The sequence below is a fragment of the Halopelagius fulvigenes genome (assembly GCF_042662625.1).
GTDB classification, from domain to species: Archaea; Halobacteriota; Halobacteria; order Halobacteriales; family Haloferacaceae; genus Halopelagius; species Halopelagius fulvigenes.
In genome coordinates this window covers 1-2,281 of record NZ_JBHSXH010000006.1, presented here as the reverse complement: position 1 = coordinate 2,281, position 2,281 = coordinate 1, and the positions used below count along the sequence as shown (strand labels likewise).

Here is a 2,281-nt window from a genome sequence, read left to right as displayed (position 1 = left end):
CGTCTTGCCGTCCTCGACGACGACCGGCCCGTTCTCCTCTTCGTGGCGCGCTAACGTACGGTGATTCTGGACGGCGTACTCCTGTACGTCGAGCACGTCGGCCACACGCGGGGCGAAGTTCTCTACGTCGTCCGCGTCGATTTTCGCCACGCACTCCCATATCTTCCCCCGGTGTTGCATCTCTCGGTCCGGGTCGTTCTCGTACAGGGAGAGCATCCCTTCGAGGGCCACCTTCACCTCCGAGGGTGCGTCCATCTTCGACGGACTCCGGTCCTGTGGTGGGTCACACCGGTCCGTCACGTCACGCTGCGCGTTTGCGATAGTTCTCTGGAGGTAGTCGTCTCGGTCGAGCTTATCGCGGCTCCGGTACCGGCGGAGGATGTTGGCTATGTCGCGCTCGTCGAACCGCCAGAACAGGAGTTTAGTGACCGCCGAGTAGTCGTAGCCGCTCGGGCTGTCGTCGTCGTTCGGAAGCGAGAACCCCGGTTCGAGGTGCGTGAGAAGGTCGTTTAGTTTGCCGTCCCACTCACGCACCCGTTCGAGCGTCGTTCCGAACTCATTCGTGTACTCGGTGCCGCCGTCTGCCGACACGTCTACCGAGTCCGGGGAGGCCGCCTGTGCGGGCGGAGACGCGTCCGCGTCGCCGTCGGCCACATACTCCGCGTGAATCTCCTTGACGGCGCTCGCGCGCTTCTGAGCGTCGTCGGGGGTCCCCGGCAGTTGGTTCCCGGTGTAGGTCATGTACCGAACGTCGTCGTACATCTCTACCTCGGCGTTCTTCTCCTCGACGACCCACTCCGGCAGGTCGAGCGTCCGCTCTTGCTTCCGCTTCTTCCGACCGTCGGGGAGAATCCCCACGGCGAAGATGTGGAGGCCGGTAACACTCGGGGAGATTTCGGTGTAACTGTCCGCGCGGGCGACTATATCCTCCGCCCACGGTTCAATCTCCTTTGTCTCCGGGTGGACACACCCGTCGAGGTCGATACCGACGATAAGGTCCTGTTCGGAGAGCATGAACCCGATACCCTCGGTGTGGGTGTCCTCCCGTTCGTGGTACTCGACGGCTTCCTCGTACGACCGCCATGTCCGCGGAGTGTTCGATTTCGCGTACCGACGGCCGTCGAACGGTGCAACTGGGGGCTTCGTCCTCCGGCCGCCACATTCAGGGCATTCATCGGCGTCCGGTCCAAGCGGTATTCCGCACTCTTCTCTGTTGCCACAGTAGAACCCCCAGCACACCCACTGGTCCATGACCTTCAGCGTCTCCAACCGGTCGGAGTCCCAACTCATGCCGAGACACCCCCCTCGGTCACACCGATAGGGCGTTTGGTCGGCAGTTGGTCGGGATTTGGTCGGCGTTTGGTCGGGTTCGACCAACTGCTAATCGCCACACGGCGGAGGGGCGAAAGGATATTTGGTCGATTTGGTCGATTCTGTGTGAGGGGGGGAACGTGCGAGCGGGCGTCAGGGAATCGCGGAATGTACCTCCCACATTCAGCCCTACTCAGAGAATCGACCAAATCGACCAAATGGTCTCTCACCCCCTCCCCGTGTGGCGATTTCGATTTGGTCGAGGTCGACCAAACGGGACCAAATTTGCTGACGACTCGACCAAATTTCTCCCTCTCCCGTGGGGATTCGTGACTGTCTTCTATCTCGCACACACTCCGGAGCGCTCCGTCTCGGCGTTCCGGCAGTCGCACTCGACGTGCTTGCACCGTAGTCGCGCCGCTGTTCGTGTTCGTGTTCGTAGTCGGTTCGCCGTCCGCGTCTTCGAGTATTTCGAGGTTCGTCATATCCGTTCGCGGCCCCTTTCCGGGGAGCGAATCCGCACGAACGGAGGAGAAAGGCAACCAAACCCCAACTGTTTAACACCTCTCCCGCCGTAGGACAGGTAGACGCCCCCTGTCTGGGGAGTGTCGTCGTCGGGGGGGTTGTGTCCCCTCGTCCGTGGATTCAGATTGTTTAACGCGCGATTCCGCGTGTTTCGCGCCTGCCGGGGTGGGTTGCCAAACTCCCCATCAGGCGTGTTCTCAGTTACTCCGTCAAGTCATACGTTCATGCTCTTGCTGCCGGTTCGGTAAAGTCTTCGGTCTCGGTTAATGTCAGGCTGACAGTCCCGTCAGCGGACACGTCCTTTCTCGCCGCCGACTCCTCGAACGCCTGATACATTCCCCGGCGGTTCTTGCCGGTTCGCCGCCGTCGAGGACCGCCCGGACGAGACGCCCCGCCCGCGGTCGTGCGATTTTCGCGGGGAGTACCACTGTGTCTTAACCGCGTA

General features: G+C 61.7%; 1 protein-coding gene. It reads right to left on the bottom strand.

The genetic code is table 11. From position 1 onward, the window contains the following. The coding region (locus ACFQEV_RS02215) for a hypothetical protein (protein ID WP_379692327.1) at positions 1 to 1,290 on the bottom strand (1,290 nt) is incomplete at its 3' end. Positions 1,291 to 2,281 lie beyond the last annotated feature (991 nt).